Annotated in this window: 13 protein-coding genes; 10 read left to right on the top strand and 3 right to left on the bottom strand. The window is 55.6% G+C overall.

Annotated features, from left to right (window positions below; genetic code table 11):
* Positions 1 to 89 precede the first annotated feature (89 nt).
* From clpX to ACSIPU_RS10225, 6 genes are all read left to right on the top strand, one after another.
* Positions 90 to 1,364, top strand: coding sequence for an ATP-dependent protease ATP-binding subunit ClpX (clpX, locus tag ACSIPU_RS10250; protein ID WP_004099538.1), 1,275 nt, complete (start codon positions 90 to 92; stop codon positions 1,362 to 1,364).
* A 183-nt stretch (positions 1,365 to 1,547) separates the two neighbouring features.
* A complete protein-coding gene (lon, locus tag ACSIPU_RS10245; RefSeq protein WP_004099539.1) occupies positions 1,548 to 3,902 on the top strand; it encodes an endopeptidase La in 2,355 nt (784 codons plus the stop codon).
* A 208-nt stretch (positions 3,903 to 4,110) separates the two neighbouring features.
* Entirely contained in the window at positions 4,111 to 4,383 is a 273-nt protein-coding gene (hupB, locus tag ACSIPU_RS10240; protein ID WP_002444653.1) for a nucleoid-associated protein HU-beta, read from the top strand.
* A 213-nt stretch (positions 4,384 to 4,596) separates the two neighbouring features.
* Positions 4,597 to 6,471 carry a peptidylprolyl isomerase gene (gene ppiD / locus ACSIPU_RS10235; RefSeq protein WP_023320447.1) on the top strand — a complete coding sequence of 625 codons (1,875 nt, stop codon included), beginning with the start codon at positions 4,597 to 4,599 and terminating at the stop codon, positions 6,469 to 6,471.
* A gap of 148 nt (positions 6,472 to 6,619) precedes the next feature.
* Positions 6,620 to 6,988: a helix-hairpin-helix domain-containing protein gene (locus ACSIPU_RS10230; protein ID WP_004099556.1), complete on the top strand. Its 369-nt coding sequence runs from the start codon at positions 6,620 to 6,622 to the stop codon at positions 6,986 to 6,988.
* A 110-nt stretch (positions 6,989 to 7,098) separates the two neighbouring features.
* On the top strand, positions 7,099 to 7,500 hold the full coding sequence (locus ACSIPU_RS10225) for a YbgC/FadM family acyl-CoA thioesterase (protein ID WP_004848264.1): 402 nt from the start codon (positions 7,099 to 7,101) through the stop codon (positions 7,498 to 7,500).
* 264 nt (positions 7,501 to 7,764) lie between these two features.
* On the opposite strand, the gene queC is transcribed toward ACSIPU_RS10225, so the two are convergent.
* Both queC and ACSIPU_RS10215 read right to left on the bottom strand, forming a co-directional pair.
* Positions 7,765 to 8,460 (bottom strand): 7-cyano-7-deazaguanine synthase QueC, encoded by a 696-nt coding sequence (gene queC / locus ACSIPU_RS10220; RefSeq protein WP_024273846.1) that lies wholly within the window; start codon positions 8,458 to 8,460, stop codon positions 7,765 to 7,767.
* Between the two features lie 66 nt (positions 8,461 to 8,526).
* Positions 8,527 to 10,227: an SgrR family transcriptional regulator gene (locus ACSIPU_RS10215; RefSeq protein ID WP_053064658.1), complete on the bottom strand. Its 1,701-nt coding sequence runs from the start codon at positions 10,225 to 10,227 to the stop codon at positions 8,527 to 8,529.
* Positions 10,228 to 10,353: 126 nt separating this feature from the next.
* On the opposite strand from ACSIPU_RS10215, the gene cof reads away from it, so the two are divergent.
* The gene (gene cof / locus ACSIPU_RS10210) at positions 10,354 to 11,172 is read left to right on the top strand and encodes an HMP-PP phosphatase (protein WP_004111026.1); all 819 of its coding nucleotides are present in this window, start codon (positions 10,354 to 10,356) and stop codon (positions 11,170 to 11,172) included.
* A gap of 46 nt (positions 11,173 to 11,218) precedes the next feature.
* Here the strand turns inward: cof and ACSIPU_RS10205 are convergent, their stop codons facing one another.
* On the bottom strand, positions 11,219 to 12,271 hold the full coding sequence (locus ACSIPU_RS10205) for a PLP-dependent cysteine synthase family protein (RefSeq protein WP_004099565.1): 1,053 nt from the start codon (positions 12,269 to 12,271) through the stop codon (positions 11,219 to 11,221).
* 115 nt (positions 12,272 to 12,386) lie between these two features.
* On the opposite strand from ACSIPU_RS10205, the gene ACSIPU_RS10200 reads away from it, so the two are divergent.
* The 3 genes from ACSIPU_RS10200 to ACSIPU_RS10190 are packed head-to-tail and all read left to right on the top strand — an operon-like array spanning position 12,387 to position 16,431.
* Positions 12,387 to 12,845: an Lrp/AsnC family transcriptional regulator gene (locus tag ACSIPU_RS10200; protein WP_004099567.1), complete on the top strand. Its 459-nt coding sequence runs from the start codon at positions 12,387 to 12,389 to the stop codon at positions 12,843 to 12,845.
* A gap of 42 nt (positions 12,846 to 12,887) precedes the next feature.
* Complete coding sequence (locus tag ACSIPU_RS10195; RefSeq protein ID WP_017146492.1) at positions 12,888 to 14,660, top strand: SmdA family multidrug ABC transporter permease/ATP-binding protein; 1,773 nt, start codon at positions 12,888 to 12,890, stop codon at positions 14,658 to 14,660.
* Positions 14,653 to 16,431 carry a SmdB family multidrug efflux ABC transporter permease/ATP-binding protein gene (locus ACSIPU_RS10190; RefSeq protein WP_004099570.1) on the top strand — a complete coding sequence of 593 codons (1,779 nt, stop codon included), beginning with the start codon at positions 14,653 to 14,655 and terminating at the stop codon, positions 16,429 to 16,431. Before ACSIPU_RS10195 ends, ACSIPU_RS10190 begins: the two co-directional genes overlap by 8 nt.
* Positions 16,432 to 16,435 lie beyond the last annotated feature (4 nt).

Below are 16,435 nucleotides of genomic sequence, written 5' to 3'. Positions count from 1 at the left end.
CGGCACAACGCTTCATAGCGGTTTGCGCCTGAGAATGGCATTTGCGTCGTCGTGTGCGGCACAAAGAACTTAATAAGAGGTTTGGACTCATGACAGATAAACGCAAAGATGGTTCGGGCAAACTGTTGTACTGCTCTTTTTGCGGCAAAAGCCAGCATGAAGTGCGTAAGCTAATCGCCGGGCCATCCGTGTATATCTGCGACGAATGCGTTGATTTATGTAACGACATCATTCGCGAAGAAATTAAAGAAGTCGCGCCGCATCGCGAGCGCAGCGCGCTGCCGACTCCGCACGAAATTCGCCACCATCTGGACGATTACGTTATCGGCCAGGAGCCGGCGAAAAAAGTGCTGGCGGTGGCGGTATACAATCACTACAAACGTCTGCGCAATGGCGACACCAGCAACGGCGTAGAGTTGGGTAAAAGCAACATTCTGCTGATCGGACCGACCGGTTCCGGTAAAACGCTGCTGGCGGAAACGCTGGCGCGCCTGCTGGATGTGCCTTTCACCATGGCGGATGCCACCACTCTGACCGAAGCCGGTTACGTGGGTGAAGACGTTGAAAACATCATCCAGAAGCTGCTGCAGAAGTGCGACTACGACGTACAGAAAGCCCAGCGCGGTATCGTCTACATTGATGAAATCGACAAAATTTCCCGTAAATCGGATAACCCGTCGATCACCCGCGATGTCTCCGGCGAAGGCGTGCAGCAAGCGCTGTTGAAGCTTATTGAAGGCACCGTTGCCGCGGTTCCGCCGCAGGGCGGGCGTAAGCATCCGCAGCAGGAGTTCCTGCAGGTTGATACCTCTAAGATCCTGTTCATCTGCGGCGGCGCCTTTGCAGGACTGGATAAGGTCATTTCTCACCGTGTTGAAACCGGTTCTGGTATCGGTTTCGGCGCGACGGTTAAGGCTAAATCCGACAAGGCCAGCGAAGGCGAGCTGTTGTCTCAGGTTGAACCGGAAGATCTGATTAAGTTTGGTCTGATTCCTGAGTTCATCGGGCGTCTGCCGGTGGTGGCGACCCTGAGCGAGCTGAGCGAAGAAGCGCTGATTCAAATCCTCAAAGAGCCGAAAAACGCCCTGACCAAGCAGTATCAGGCGCTGTTCAGCCTCGAAGGCGCTGAGCTGGAGTTCCGCGACGAAGCGCTGGATGCTATCGCTAAGAAAGCGATGGCGCGTAAAACCGGCGCTCGCGGCCTGCGTTCTATCGTTGAAGCTGCGCTGCTCGATACCATGTACGATCTTCCGTCAATGGAAGATGTGGAAAAAGTGGTCATCGACGCCTCGGTTATCGATGGTCAGAGCAAGCCGCTGCTGATTTACGGCAAACCGGAAGCGCAGCAGGCATCTGGTGAATAATTAACCAATTTGCTCAAGCAGTTAACAAAAAGGGGGGATTTTATCTCCCCTTTTATTTTTCCTGCATTCCCGCCGTTGAATGTATGGAATACATCCCCATATACTGGTTTACATATTAACGGCGACGCGTCGTTGAGTTGCGTCGTCGGCTACCTGGCGGACTTTAAACTAAGAGAGAGCTCTATGAATCCTGAGCGTTCTGAACGCATTGAAATCCCCGTATTGCCGTTGCGCGATGTGGTGGTTTATCCGCACATGGTCATACCCCTGTTTGTAGGGCGGGAAAAATCTATCCGTTGTCTCGAAGCAGCCATGGATCATGATAAAAAAATCATGCTGGTTGCGCAGAAAGAAGCCTCGACGGATGAGCCGGGTGTAAACGATCTTTTCACCGTCGGGACCGTGGCGTCTATTTTGCAAATGCTGAAGCTACCGGACGGTACTGTCAAAGTGCTGGTCGAAGGTTTGCAGCGCGCGCGCATCTCTGCGCTATCTGATAACGGCGAGCATTTTTCGGCGAAAGCTGAATATCTCGAATCGCCGGCGATTGACGAACGCGAGCAGGAAGTGCTGGTTCGTACCGCTATCAGCCAGTTTGAAGGCTACATCAAGCTGAACAAGAAAATCCCACCGGAAGTGCTGACGTCGCTGAATAGCATCGACGATCCGGCGCGCCTTGCGGATACCATCGCAGCCCATATGCCGCTGAAGCTGGCGGACAAACAGTCCGTGCTGGAGATGTCCGACGTTAACGAACGTCTGGAATATCTGATGGCGATGATGGAGTCAGAAATCGATCTGCTGCAGGTTGAGAAGCGCATTCGCAACCGCGTGAAAAAGCAGATGGAGAAATCTCAGCGCGAGTACTACCTGAATGAGCAAATGAAAGCCATTCAAAAAGAGCTCGGCGAGATGGACGACGCCCCTGACGAGAACGAAGCGCTGAAGCGTAAGATCGACGCGGCGAAAATGCCGAAAGAGGCAAAAGAGAAAACCGAAGCGGAACTGCAAAAACTGAAAATGATGTCCCCGATGTCGGCGGAAGCAACCGTCGTTCGCGGCTACATTGACTGGATGGTGCAGGTACCATGGAACGCCCGCAGCAAGGTTAAAAAAGACCTGCGTCAGGCTCAGGAGATCCTCGACACCGATCACTACGGTCTGGAGCGCGTGAAGGATCGCATCCTTGAGTACCTCGCGGTGCAGAGCCGTGTTAACAAGCTCAAAGGGCCAATCCTGTGCCTGGTTGGGCCTCCGGGGGTTGGTAAAACCTCGCTGGGTCAATCTATCGCCAAAGCAACCGGACGTAAGTACGTGCGTATGGCGCTGGGCGGCGTGCGTGACGAAGCGGAAATCCGCGGTCACCGCCGTACCTACATTGGCTCAATGCCGGGCAAACTGATCCAGAAAATGGCCAAAGTGGGCGTTAAAAACCCGCTGTTCTTACTGGATGAGATCGACAAAATGTCTTCGGACATGCGGGGCGATCCGGCATCGGCGCTGCTGGAGGTGTTGGATCCGGAACAGAACGTGGCTTTCAACGACCACTATCTGGAAGTGGATTACGATCTCAGCGACGTGATGTTCGTCGCGACCTCTAACTCCATGAATATTCCGGCGCCGCTGCTGGATCGTATGGAAGTGATTCGCCTCTCCGGCTACACCGAAGATGAGAAGCTGAACATCGCCAAACGCCATTTGCTGTCAAAACAGATAGAGCGTAATGCGCTCAAAAAAGGCGAGCTGACGGTTGATGACAGCGCGATTATCGGCATTATCCGTTACTACACTCGTGAAGCGGGCGTGCGTGGTCTGGAGCGCGAAATCTCGAAACTGTGTCGTAAAGCGGTCAAACAGCTGTTGCTGGATAAGTCGCTGAAGCATATTGAGATTAACGGCGACAACCTGCATGACTTCCTGGGCGTGCAGCGCTACGACTATGGCCGTGCGGATAGTGAAAATCGCGTGGGTCAGGTGACTGGCCTGGCGTGGACGGAAGTGGGCGGCGATCTGCTGACCATTGAAACCGCCTGCGTTCCGGGTAAAGGCAAGCTGACCTATACCGGTTCACTGGGTGAGGTTATGCAGGAATCTATCCAGGCTGCGCTGACCGTGGTGCGTTCGCGTGCGGATAAGCTGGGTATTAACTCAGACTTTTATGAAAAACGCGATATCCACGTGCACGTACCGGAAGGCGCAACGCCGAAAGATGGCCCAAGCGCCGGTATTGCGATGTGTACCGCACTGGTTTCCTGCCTGACGGGTAATCCGGTGCGCGCCGATGTGGCGATGACCGGGGAAATCACCCTCCGCGGTCAGGTGTTGCCAATCGGTGGTCTGAAGGAAAAACTGTTGGCTGCACACCGTGGCGGCATTAAGACTGTTCTGATTCCTGATGAAAATAAACGTGACCTTGAAGAAATTCCAGATAACGTTATCGCCGATTTAGATATCCATCCGGTGAAACGAATCGAGGAAGTTCTGGCACTTGCACTGCAGAACGAGCCGTTTGGTATGGAAGTCGTCACGGCAAAATAGTGATTTCGCGCAAATAGCGCTAAGAAAAATAGGGCTGGTAAGTAAATTCGTACTTGCCAGCCTTTTTTTGTGTAGCTAACTTAGATCGCTGGCAGGGGGGTCAATTACAACTCTGTTGTAAGGGCATGACAGTCCTGATATAACTGCTGCGCGGTCGCGCCACGAAGGATTCTGGTGCGATATAAATTATAAAGAGAGGAAGAGAACAGTGAATAAATCTCAACTGATTGACAAAATTGCTGCCGGTGCGGACATTTCTAAAGCCGCAGCTGGACGTGCGTTAGATGCTTTAATCGCTTCTGTTACTGAATCTCTGCAGGCTGGGGATGACGTTGCGCTGGTAGGGTTTGGTACTTTTGCTGTTAAAGAGCGCGCTGCCCGTACCGGTCGCAATCCGCAAACAGGCAAAGAAATCACCATCGCTGCTGCTAAAGTACCGGGTTTCCGTGCAGGTAAAGCGCTGAAAGACGCGGTAAACTGATCGACTTCCCCACTGGGGTCTGTGACGAAGTACAAGGGCGCATCGCAAGATGTGCCTTTTTTATTTGCCAGAATGAGACTTAATGTGACTTTATACGCACTTGTGGGCTGACAATCACCCCGTTTTCTTGTCAAAATACGTCCTCACGCGCGGCGGCCATCACATGCTATGCTGCGCGAGCAAAAGTCATCTACAGCGGAGCGTTGTTACACCATGATGGACAACCTACGCACGGCCGCCAACAGCGTCGTGCTCAAGATTATTTTCGGTATCATTATCGTCTCGTTCATTTTGACCGGGGTGAGTGGTTACCTGATTGGCGGTGGAAACAACTATGCCGCAAAAGTTAATGACCAGGAGATTGGTCGCGCACAGTTTGAAAATGCCGTTGCCAGCGAGCGTAACCGCATGCAGCAGCAGCTTGGCGATCAGTTTTCTGAACTGGCGGCCAATGAAAATTACATGAAGACCATGCGTCAGCAGGTGTTGAACCGTCTGATTGACGAGGCGCTGCTCGATCAGTACGCCCGTGAACTGGGCCTTAATATCAGCGACGACCAGGTCAAGCAGGCTATCTTCAAGACCCAGGCTTTCCAGGCGGATGGCAAATTTGATAACGAGCGCTTCAGCCGTATCGTTAATCAAATGGGGATGACGACGGACCAGTACGCTCAGGCATTACGTAATCAGCTGACGACTCAGCAACTGATTAACGCCGTTGCCGGTACCGATTTTATGCTGCCGGGCGAATCCGACCAGCTGGCGGCGCTGGTGTCGCAACAGCGCGTCGTCCGTGAAGCGACGATTGACGTAAACGCGCTGGCGGCGAAGCAAACCGCCACCGACGATGAAATCAACGCGTTTTACCAGCAGAACCAGGCGCGTTTTATGGCGCCTGAGCAGTTCCGCGTCAGCTACATCAAGATGGATGCTGCGAGCATGCAGGAAAACGTCTCTGACCAGGAAATTCAGTCATGGTACGACCAGCATCAGGATCAGTTCACTCAGCCGCAGCGTAATCGCTACAGCATCATCCAGACCAAAACCGAAGCGGATGCTCAGGCGGTGCTTGATGAACTGAAAAAAGGCGCTGATTTCGCTGCGCTGGCCAAAGAAAAATCAACCGATATCATCTCTGCCCGCAACGGTGGTGATATGGGCTGGCTGGAAGATGCGGCTACTGTGCCGGAACTGAAAGAGGCCGGTCTGAAAGAAAAAGGCCAGCTTTCAGGCGTAATTAAATCTTCCGTCGGTTTCCTGGTGGCGCGTCTGGATGACGTTCAGCCCGCTCAGGTAAAACCGCTGGCTGACGTTCGCAATGATATCGCGGCGAAAGTGAAGCAGGAGAAAGCTCTGGATGCTTACTATGCGCTGCAGCAAAAAGTCAGCGACGCGGCGAGCAACGATAACGAATCCCTGGCTGGCGCGGCTCAGGTTGCCGGTCTGAAAGTGGTTGAAACCGGCTGGTTTGGTCGCGATAACCTGCCGCAGGAGCTGAATTTCAAACCGGTTTCTGACGCTATCTTCAACGGCGGTCTGGTTGGCGAAAACGGTACGCCGGGCAGCAACTCCGATATCATCACCGTCGACGGCGATCGCGCGTTTGTTCTACGCATCAGCGAGCATAAACCGGAAGCGGTCAAACCGCTGGCGGAGGTGAAAGCGCAGGTGAGCGATATTGTTAAGCACAACAAAGCGGAGCAGCAGGCGAAGCTGGATGCCGATAAGCTGCTGACGGCCCTGAAAGAGGGTAAAGGCGATGAAGCGATGAAAGCGGCGGGCCTGAGCTTCGGAGCGCCGCAGACGCTGTCGCGTACCGGTCAGGAAGCGTTGATCCAGTCTGTCTTTGCGCTACCGCTGCCGCAGGCGGGTAAGCCCAGCTACGGCGTGGGCACGGACATGCAGGGTAATGTAGTACTGCTGGCGCTGGATGAAGTGAAAGCGGGTACGATGCCGGAAGAGCAGAAAAAGGCGATGATTCAGGGCATCACCCAGAATAACGCACAGATCGCCTTCGAAGCGCTGATGAGTAACCTGCGTAAAGCGGCGAAAATTAAGCTCGGCGACATTATCGATCAGCAACAATAATTACGTGCTGCTTCGCAAAAGCAAGTAACGTGATGCAATTATCAAAGGCCGCTTTCGCGGCCTTTTCCATTTCTGCATTTTGCCTTTTGTACTCTTTTTCCCTCATCGCTATCGTGACCTTGCTGTCTACAAACAAGGAGATAACAGCATGAAACGAGGATTGAAAACGCTTCTTACCGTCGCCGTACTGGTTTGCGCAGCGGGAAGTCAGGGCGCTTTTGCCGCGCCTTCCAGCGGGAAAACGTCGCCGGCAACAAAGGAGAGCGTGCAGACGCCGCAGGCAAAGGCACCTGATGCGTTGAACGCGCCCGATAGCGAAGGTACCAGGGTGAGTATCAATAACGCCAGCGCCGAAGAACTGGCGAAGGGGCTGAACGGCGTTGGCCTGAAGAAGGCGCAGGCTATTGTCAGCTATCGTGAAGAATATGGGCCATTTAAAACCGTTGACGATCTTAAGCAGGTGCCGGGGATGGGCAATTCGCTGGTAGAGAGAAATCTGTCACATTTGAAGCTGTAAATTTTCTTCACAAGTTTGCACAGTCGTTATTATTTGCCAGACTGAAGAGGTCACACCAGTGGTGTGACCTCTGACCTCAAAACAACAATTAAAGATAAGGCATTTGCGCTATGCAGACACAAATCAAAGTTCGCGGCTATCATCTCGACGTCTATCAGCATGTCAATAACGCGCGGTATCTGGAGTTTCTCGAAGAGGCGCGCTGGGATGGCCTGGAAAGCAGCCCGGCCTTTCACTGGATGACCGCTCGCAACATCGCCTTTGTGGTGGTCAATATCAATATCAACTATCGCCGACCGGCGGTACTGGGCGATGTATTAACCGTCACCAGCAAGCTCGAACAGCTGAACGGAAAAAGCGGGACGCTAAGCCAGGTGGTTACCCTTAACCCTAACGGCGAGGTGGTCGCCGATGCGCTTATCACTTTTGTCTGCATTGATCTAAAAACGCAGAAAGCGCTGCCGCTTGAGGGCGAACTGCGCGAAAAGCTGGAGCAGCTGGAGCCTCGCTAACAGGCCAGCCGGAGGGGGATGTCCCGGAGGCGGTGCTGCGCACCTGTCCGGGCTACTTCTCCACAACCACCTGCGATCTGGTAACGCGGGCTACGCGTCCTCAGCAGCCTGCGATCCGGTAGCCCGGGCAGGCGCATCGCGCCGCCCCCGGGAGCAAGCGCACAGAAAGGGGCAGAACTATCCCCGAAGGCGCTGCTGCGTATCAGACCAGGCTATGCATCGTGAGCCGCCTGCGATCCCGCCACGCCGCCGGGAAATAACCGGCTACTGCAGTCCTGTTTTCTGCTTCATGTCAGTCATCACCCCAACCTTATCGCCCAGATACTGGCGCAGCCCGTTGGCGCGGAGGTTACAGGCGGCGCACTGCCCGCAGCCGTCGCCTTTAATGCCGTTATAGCAAGTCAGGGTTTCATGGCGTACCAGGTCCAACTGGCCCCAATAATCGGCCAGGGCCCACGTCTCGGCTTTATTCAGCCACATCAGCGGCGTCTCAAAGCGAATATCTTTCGCCATTCCCAGGCTGACGGCCTGGTGCAGGGCTTTGACGAACTCATCGCGGCAGTCCGGGTAGCCCGAAAAGTCGGTCTCGCAAACGCCGGTGATGATAGCTTCCGCTTTAACCTGATACGCGTAAATGGCCGTCAGGGTTAAGAACAGAATGTTGCGACCGGGCACGAAAGTGTTGGGGATGCCGCTGGCGTCCGGTTCATAATCCGGAACCGGAATGCTATCGCGTGTCAGGCTGCTGACCGCCAGTTCGTTAAGCAGCGTGACATCAAGGACTTTGTGGGCAACGGCGCCCAGCTTTAGCGCCAGTTCGCGAGCAACGTCAATCTCCGCGCGATGACGTTGGCCATAATCAAAAGTGACGCAATGCACTTCATCATACTGTTGCAGAGCCTGCACCAGGCAGGTCGTCGAATCTTGTCCTCCACTGAAGACAACTACGGCGCGTTTCATGGTAATTCCTGACAATCGAAGTGAAGCGCATATGGTAGCGCCTGATGAAGATGACCACCAGCCCCGTCACGGCGTCGAAGCCGGTAGCCAGGCGCTGGCGAAATCAAACCAGCCTCGCGCGTTCAGGCGCAGCCCGTTGACGCCAGGCGGTGCGCTGATGCGATAATTATAATTAAACAGCGGCGTCATGATGGCATCGTCCATCAGTGTGTTAAAGACGTTGCGCAAAGCTTCGCTGCGGCTGCGTTCGTCCGGTAATACCTGAACGGCATCCAGCGTTGCCTGAAGATGCGCATATTGCGCCCCGGTCAACAAATTAGGCCACAGGGCATCGCAGCGTAGCCACTGCTCCAGCGCATAAACCGGCGCTTCGCCAATCAGGCGATCGCCCATCATCAGGTCCGCCTTCGCAAACTGCTGGCAACCATCCCAGTTTTTCGCGTCATGAAAAATTATCGTCAGCTCGCAGCCGAGTTCTGCCAGCCGTTGCCGAAGGCGCTCCGCCATGGCGTGTAGCTCTACGGGAAGGTGATAGAGCAGAGTTAGCCGTTCGGGCAGCGGTGTATCACCATTTTCTGGCCACTGCGGAATAGTCCATCCCGGCAATACTTCGTTGCTCGGCGCGATCAGGTCTTCATCCAGCGGCAGCGTTTCTAACAGACCGGAGCGATGAATCAGCGAAACCAGTCTTTGGGCCTGCGCTTTATTCAGGCGGGGGCTCTGGCGTAGCGTCAGATAGCAAAATCCAAGACTGATGCTATTGCTGACCTGGCGCAGTCTGGTCAGCTCATCAGGGTCGCCAATGGTTATCTGTACCGGATGACGACAGCTGGTGCCCAGATCCTGTTCGAACAGCTGCGGCGTGATCCAGAATTCAACGGCCTGCAGCAGCGGATGGGTGAGATGATAACGCTGATGGTTTTCCAGCCGCACCAGTTCCTGAGTAAATAGTTTCAGGCGAAATGGCCCGCTGCCGATCGCCGGATCGTCCGGATGCGCCAGCACGCTGCAGTAGCTGGCAAGGCGGAACGGTAGCCAGTAATCGGCGCGGTGCAGGGTGATAGTCAGGCACTGAGAGTGGGTGACGCTAATCTCGCTGATACTGGCGAACAGCGTACGCATCGCGGGGAGCTGCAACAGCATCAGAAGGCGCTGCTGCAGCTGTGAGGTTTTTATCGGATCGCCGTTATGCCAGAACAGGGTGGAACGAATATAAAAGTGCCAGCGCAGACCGTCAGGCGACACCTCCCAGTGATGGGCTAAATCGCCTATCGGGCAGGTACTTTGCGCATCGAAACGGGTCAGGCCGGAAAATATCTCCCCTGCCAGGTGCTGCTCCGCGCGTCCCGGCATAAAACCCGGGCGCAGCGGCTCCAGCGGACGGTAATAAGGAATACGCAGGGTAGGCGTATCGTTCTGCCATTGGCCGCCGAGAAAGGGGGAAAGCAGCGCTTTAAGCTCTACAGGCGCCAGCTGCGCCAGTTCGAGGGCATTCTGCTGCTGTCCTTTATTTAGAGCCTGCTCCATCATTTCATTGCGCAGCGTTTCCGGCGCTTTGTAAAACTGGAGTAGCCCGCGCTTTCCGCGACCGGAGCTAGCCTTCCAGCTTAGCCAGCCGGATTCTTGCGCCTGGCGCAGCAGGGTTCGGATATGTCGTTCGCTGCAAAAGCAGCGCTCGGCCAGCTCGCCGACGGTCACCTGCTGCGGCTCGCCGGAAGAGGGTAGCCAGAGTCGCTGATACTGATGCAGACGGTTTAATAGCCTCATCGCTGTTTAGTCCTGCGGTAGATGATAAACCCGGAACAATAAAATTTATCTATTCACTATTACTTCCGTATATCTCAGGCAATACTGCAACACAAGCAAAATCCACCACGATAGGGGGAACAGGACATGGCCAGACTGGCTGCATTCGATATGGACGGTACGCTACTGATGCCTGACCATCGTCTGGGAGAAAAAACGCTTTCGACGCTAAAACGCCTGCGCGATCGCGACATCACCCTGACATTTGCTACCGGCCGTCATGCTCTGGAGATGCGCCACGTTATCGGCGAGTTCTCTTTGGATGCGTTTTTAATTACCGGCAACGGGACGCGCATTCACTCCCTGGAAGGTGAAGAGCTGTATCGTCGCGATCTGGCCCCTGATGTGGCGGAAGAGGTGCTGCATAGCGCCTGGGATACCGCGGCGAGTATGCATTTTTTCAACGACGGCGGCTGGTATACCGGGCAGGAGATTCCAGAAATTCTGCAAGCGCACGTCTTTAGCGGCTTTCGCTATCAGCTATACGATCCAAAGCGAATGCCGGCGCATCAGGTCACCAAAATCTGCTTCTGCGGCGATCATGACGATCTCCGGCGGCTAAGGCTGCAACTAAGTGAAGCGCTCGGCGGCCGAGCGGATCTCTGTTTTTCAGCGATGGATTGTCTGGAAGTTTTGCCCGGGGGCTGTAACAAAGGCGCGGCGCTGGCGGTATTAAGCCAGCATCTGGGCCTGACGTTGCAGGATTGCATGGCGTTCGGCGACGCCATGAACGATCGGGAAATGCTTGGCAGCGTCGGGCACGGCGTGATCATGGGCAACGCGATGGATCAGCTGAAATTTGAACTTCCGCATCTACCGGTTATTGGCGACTGCCGTCATCAGGCCGTTTCCCATTTTTTGACTCATTGGCTGGATTATCCTGATCTTCCTTATTCCCCCGAATAAAGAGACCCTGCCAGCAAGCCGGATATCCTGTGATATCTGGCTTTTTTTATTTTGCCTGCAGCATTTGCGCAATTTGCGCCTGCCAGGGAGAGACGTCGCCGATATTGGCCGCCACCCACTGCGGGTTGTAGTAGCTTTCCAGATAACGTTCGCCGCTGTCGCACAGCAGCGTGACGATAGAGCCGGTGCGTCCCTCTTCGCGCATCCGTACGGCCAGCTGCAGTACGCCCCACATGTTGGTGCCGGTTGAGGCGCCGACCTTGCGCCCAAGCAGCGTTTCCAGCCATAGCGCGGTGGCGACGCTGGCGGCATCCGGTACCCGCAGCATCTCATCGACCACGTCGGGAATAAACGATGGTTCGACGCGCGGCCGGCCAATGCCCTCAATTTTACTGCCGACCGGGCTGCGCAGGCTGGCGTCGCGGCTTTGCCAGTAGTCCAAAAACACGGAGTTTTGCGGATCAACCACCAGCAGCTGCGTATCGTAACCCTGACTGCGAATGTAGCGTCCGATAGTCGCAGAGGTACCGCCGGTGCCCGCGCTCATCACAATATACGACGGCTGCGGATGCGGCTCATGGCTCATCTGACGGAAGATACTGTCGGCGATATTATTATTCCCTCGCCAGTCGGTAGCCCGTTCGGCAAAGGTAAACTGATCCATATAATGACCGTTCAGCTCGCGCGCCAGCGTTTCGGAGGCGGCATAGATTTCACAGGCGCTGTCGACGAAATGGCAGCGACCGCCGTAAAACTCAATTTGTTCAATTTTACGCTTTGCCGTACAGGAAGGCATCACGGCGATAAACGGCAGGCCTAAGAGACGAGCGAAGTAAGCTTCAGAGACGGCGGTCGAACCGGAAGAGGATTCGATAATCGTCGTTCCTTCTTTAATCCAGCCGTTGCACAAGCCATACAGAAACAGCGAGCGGGCCAGGCGATGCTTCAGGCTACCGGTTGGATGGGTGCTTTCATCCTTCAGATAGAGTTGGATCCCAGGGAACGCCGGCAGCGCCAGACGTATAAGGTGCGTGTCGGCGGAACGCTGATAATCGGCATTAATTTCACTAATCGCGTGTTTTACCCAGGCGCTGTTCATCTCAAATTCCTGTTTGTCATTTTGTGCCCAGCTTAGCGGAAATCGAAGGAAAAATTGTTGCCATTTAGCCTTTCAATTACAATAAAAGGAGTAAATTTTTCTCCTGAGGCGCCCAATGTTAGATAAAATTGATCGTAAGCTGCTTTCTTTACTGCAAACCGACTGCACCCTCTCTTTGCAGGCATTGGCCGATGCCGTTAATCTGACCACCACGCCCTGCTGGAAGCGGCTGAAGCGGCTGGAAGACGAAGGTATTCTTCGCGGGCGCGTCGCGCTGCTGGATGCGGAAAAGGTCGGGCTTGGGCTGACGGCGTTTGTACTGATTAAGACTCAGCACCACAGTAGCGACTGGTATTGCCGCTTTGTCAGCGAGGTCTCGCAGATGGCGGAAGTCCTCGGCTTCTGGCGTATGGCCGGCGAGTATGACTATCTGCTGCGGGTCCAGGTGGCGGATATGAAGAACTATGATGATTTTTATAAACGTCTGGTTAACAGCGTGCCGGGACTCTCGGATGTCACTTCGAGTTTTGCCATGGAACAGATAAAATACACTACAGCCTTGCCTATTGATTAACGGCAGCAGCCGCTACGAATTACACACTCAGGATTTAACTGCTTGCGATTATTTGCCCAACTTAGCTGGTATTTCCGCCGGGAGTGGCGCCGTTACCTCGGCGCTATTGCTCTGCTGATTATTATTGCCATCCTGCAACTGGTGCCACCGAAAGTGGTGGGCATCGTGGTTGACGGCGTAACAAAACAACATTACACCGCGGAAAAGGTGTGGATGTGGATTGGCCTGCTGGTCGTTATTGCGGTGATGGTCTATCTGCTGCGCTACGTCTGGCGCGTGCTGTTGTTCGGCGCATCGTATCAGCTGGCCGTCGAGCTACGTGAGGATTTCTATCGCCAGCTCAGCCGCCAGCATCCGGCCTTTTACCTGCGCCACCGTACCGGCGATCTCATCGCTCGCGCAACCAACGACGTGGATCGGGTGGTGTTCGCCGCCGGTGAGGGGGTGCTGACGCTGGTGGATTCACTGGTGATGGGCTGCGCGGTGCTGATTGTGATGTCGACGCAAATCAGCTGGCAGCTCACTCTGCTGGCGCTGCTGCCGATGCCGCTGATGGCGCTGGCGATTAAGCGTAACGGCGATGCATTACACGAGCGTTTTCGCGTCGCTCAGGCGGCCTTCTCCAGCCTCAATGACCGCACCCAGGAGAGCCTGACCAGCATTCGCATGATCAAAGCTTTTGGTCTTGAAGACCGACAGTCGGCGCAGTTTGCTGCCGACGCTGCGGATACCGGGGCGAAAAATATGCGCGTGGCGCGCATTGATGCTCGCTTCGATCCGACGATTTATATCGCTATCGGGACCGCTAACCTGCTGGCTATCGGCGGCGGCAGCTGGATGGTGATCCAGGGCAGCCTGACCTTGGGTCAGCTCACCAGCTTTGTGATGTACCTCGGCCTGATGATCTGGCCAATGCTGGCTCTGGCATGGATGTTTAACATCGTGGAGCGCGGCAGCGCGGCCTACGCGCGTATTCGCACCATGCTGGAGGAGGCGCCGGTAGTGAACGACGGCAGCGAGCCGACGCCGGAAGGGCGCGGTACGCTTAGCGTCGCCGTGCGCGAGTTTATCTATCCGCAGGCGAACAAGGCCTCGCTGGAAAAAGTTAACTTTACGCTCCAGCCCGGGCAAATGCTGGGAATTTGCGGCCCAACCGGCTCCGGTAAGAGTACGATTCTGGCACTGATTCAGCGTCATTTTGACGTTACCGATGGCGATATCCGCTTTCATGACGTTCCCCTGACCCGACTGCAGCTGGATAGCTGGCGCGCCAGGCTGGCGGTAGTCAATCAGACGCCGTTCCTGTTCTCCGATACCGTCGCCAGCAATATTGCTCTCGGTAAACCGGACGCCACGCAGGAGCAAATCGAACGCGTTGCCCGGCTCGCCAGCGTGCATGAGGATATCCTGCGCCTGCCGCAGGGGTATAACACCGAAGTCGGCGAGCGCGGCGTTATGCTTTCCGGGGGGCAAAAACAGCGTATTTCCATCGCCCGCGCGCTGCTGCTGGAGGCGGAGATCCTGATCCTGGATGATGCGCTGTCGGCGGTGGATGGTCGAACGGAGCATCAGATATTGCACAACCTGCGCCAGTGGGGTGAGGGGCGGACGGTAATTATCAGCGCTCATCGCCTGTCGGCGTTGACCGAGGCCAGCGAAATTCTGGTAATGCAGCATGGGCATGTTGCCCAGCGCGGTCGTCATGAGGCGCTGGCGACGCAGCCGGGCTGGTATCGCGATATGTACCGTTATCAGCAGCTGGAAGCGGCGCTGGATGATGTTCCGCTGGAAGATGAGGAGGTCGCCGGTGCGTAGTTTTACTGAACTCTGGCCGACATTAAAGCGCCTGCTGGCCTACGGCTCTCCGTGGCGTAAACCGTTAACGATAGCGGTTGCTATCATGTGGGTCGCGGCGGTGGCGGAGGTGAGCGGCCCGCTGCTGATCAGCTACTTTATCGACAATATGGTAGCGAAGAACTCGCTGCCGTTGAAGCTGGTCTGCGGCCTGGCCGCAGCCTACATCGGCCTGCAACTCCTCGCCGCGGGTCTGCATTACTGCCAGGCGCTGCTGTTTAACCGCGCGGCGGTGGGCGTGGTGCAACAGCTTCGCAGCGACGTCATGGACGCCGCCCTGCGTCAGCCGCTCAGCGAGTTTGATACCCAGCCGGTCGGGCAGCTCATCTCGCGGGTGACCAACGATACCGAAGTGATTCGCGATCTCTATGTGACCGTCGTGGCTACCGTCCTGCGTAGCGCGGCTTTGATTGGCGCGATGCTGGTGGCGATGTTCAGCCTTGACTGGCGAATGGCGCTGGTGGCTATCGCTATTTTCCCGGCAGTACTGATCGTGATGATGATTTATCAACGCTACAGTACGCCCATCGTCAGGCGGGTTCGCGCGTGGCTGGCGGATATCAACGACGGTTTTAATGAAGTGATTAACGGAATGGGCGTTATTCAGCAGTTCCGTCAGCAGGCGCGGTTCGGCGAACGGATGCGCGAGGCCAGCTACGCGCACTATCTGGCGCGTATGCAAACTCTGCGCCTTGATGGTTTCCTGCTGCGCCCGCTGCTGAGCCTGTTCTCTTCGTTAATTCTCTGCGGTCTGTTGATGCTGTTTGGTTTCAGCAGCAGCGGAACGATTGAGGTTGGGGTTCTGTACGCTTTTATTAGCTATCTTGGACGACTAAACGAGCCGCTGATCGAACTGACGACCCAGCAATCAATGCTGCAGCAGGCGGTCGTCGCGGGCGAGCGCGTTTTCGAACTGATGGACAAACCGCGTCAGGCGTGGGGCGACGATAGCGAACCGTTGCGCAGCGGCTCGATTACTATCGAGCATCTCTCTTTTGCCTACCGTGACGATAGCCTGGTGTTGCAGGATATCAATCTCGACATACCGTCGCGCAGCTTTGTGGCGCTGGTCGGCCATACCGGGAGCGGTAAAAGCACCCTGGCCAGCCTGATGATGGGCTACTACCCGTTAACTCAGGGAGAGATTCGCATCGATGGTCGTCCGCTGTCGTCCTTAAGCCACAGCGCGCTGCGTCAGGGGATTGCGATGGTGCAGCAGGATCCGGTGGTGCTGGCTGACACCTTCTATGCCAACGTTACCCTCGGTCGAGACATCAGCGAAGAGCAGGTCTGGGAGGCGCTGGAGGCGGTACAGCTGGCGGAGTTGGCCCGTGAAATGGAAAACGGTATTTATACTCAGTTGGGCGAGCAGGGGAACAATCTCTCCGTTGGGCAGAAACAGCTGCTTGCGCTGGCGCGGGTGCTTGTCGATACGCCGCAGGTGCTGATACTTGATGAGGCGACGGCTAATATTGATTCTGGCACCGAACAGGCGATTCAGCAGGCGCTTGTACGGGTGCGCGAGCATACGACGCTGGTGGTCATTGCGCACCGCTTATCGACTATCGTTGAGGCTGACACGATCCTGGTGCTGCATCGGGGGCAGGCCGTCGAGCGCGGCAACCATCAGCAGCTGCTGGCGGCCAAAGGCCGCTACTGGCAGATGTATCAGCTGCAGCTGGCGGGCGAAGAACTGGCCGCCAGCTCGCAGGAAGAGTCGCTTATCGCCTGATGCA

This window comes from Klebsiella sp. HN106, from assembly GCF_051209435.1.
Lineage (GTDB): Bacteria > Pseudomonadota > Gammaproteobacteria > Enterobacterales > Enterobacteriaceae > Klebsiella > Klebsiella oxytoca.
This window is presented reverse-complemented; position numbering and strand designations above follow the sequence as displayed.